The sequence below is a fragment of the uncultured Amaricoccus sp. genome (genome assembly GCF_937858865.1).
Lineage (GTDB): Bacteria > Pseudomonadota > Alphaproteobacteria > Rhodobacterales > Rhodobacteraceae > Amaricoccus.
In genome coordinates, this window is the sequence record NZ_CALLYO010000595.1 from 1 (window position 1) to 1,274 (window position 1,274).

General features: G+C 67.8%; 1 protein-coding gene and 1 pseudogene. Both read right to left on the reverse strand.

The window, feature by feature from the left end:
* Positions 1-445, reverse strand: a pseudogene (locus tag Q0112_RS17640) (hypothetical protein); the annotation flags it as partial.
* Between the two features lie 152 nt (positions 446-597).
* The coding region (locus tag Q0112_RS17645; protein WP_297977328.1) for a PIG-L deacetylase family protein at positions 598-1,274 on the reverse strand (677 nt) is incomplete at its 5' end.

The following is a 1,274-nucleotide window of genomic DNA, read 5'->3' on the forward strand; positions in this document are numbered from 1 at the left end:
CGGCGGCGTAGAGATAGTAGTTCGAGGTCTGCACCAGGTTCTCGTCGGTGATGTCGCGCTTCCAGGCCGGGTTCTGCAGCATGAAGTTGTAGTGCGACTCGATACGGGCGAAGGGGTCGCGCACAATGTAGACGAGCTTGGGCCTGAGGCCGTAGGCGTGGATACGCTCCGCCGCGCCGCGCTCGCCCCACTTGGTGTAGCCGGTCGAGGCTTCCATCGCGTAGCGGTGGAGGTCGGGGTCGAAGTCCCATAGATCCTCGTATCGGGCGACCTTCACCTTGTGCCCCTGGTACCGCGAGAAAAACTCCGGTTCCTTGATCTTCGCCGGCGTGATCGCCGGATGTTCGGCGAGATAGCTGAAGAGCGAAGTGGTGGCGCATTTCATGGAGCCGATGATCAGCGCATAGCGGTTTTGGGGAATATCCGACACTCGACGCTGCTGCATTCACTCGTTCCCGCACCGCACATAGCCGGACGGAAGCTACCCTGCCGGGGCTGCCCAGTCCACCCTGTGTCCCGGCTCAGCACATCCGGGATGGCGGAGTCCCTCTCCGCGGCCTGGAGCGAGCGAGCCTCAATCCTGCGCGGCCCGGCGGGTCAGGCGAGGCTGACCTTGCGGGCGTAGAAGGCCTCGGCGAGGCCCTCGGGCGCGTTGCACTCGAGGCCGCGGAGCCGCATCAGGCCGCGGAAGGTCAGATCGTCGAACCAGTGCTTGCCGGCCTGGCTCGGGAAGCACTGCAGCAGCGCCGCGATCTTGGCGTCGGCGTCGGCGACGCTCGCCGGCACGAAGAGGTTGGGCGAGCCGAGGCCGCCGTCCCACTTCGGGATCTCGTACTCGAGGATCAGCTGGTCGCGGAAGGTGTTCCAGGCGAGCTCCGAGACCGCCCGGTGGTCCTGGTGCAGATCCTGTCCGTAGTGGGTCAGCACCAGATCCGGCGCGAACCGCTTCAGCGTCTCGAAGAAGGCCTTGATCTCGACCCACTGCGCCGGGAAATGCCCGTCGCGGAACTCCTGCAGCAGCACCTCGGTCGCGCCGGCGCCCCCCCTCACTCCGGCGAGGAAGCGCGCCGCGGAGGCGCGGGCCTCCTCGCCGCGCCGCCCGCCCGCGGCGAGGACCACCCAGACGATGCGCGCCTCGGGGTTCTCGCGCACGAGTCGGAGCACCGTCGCGCCGGCACCGATCTCGATGTCGTCGCTGTGCGCCCCGAGGCAGAGGATCGTGCCGAGGTCAGGCCACCTTAGGCTGAGCATAGGCCCCGCGCGCCTTCCCGACC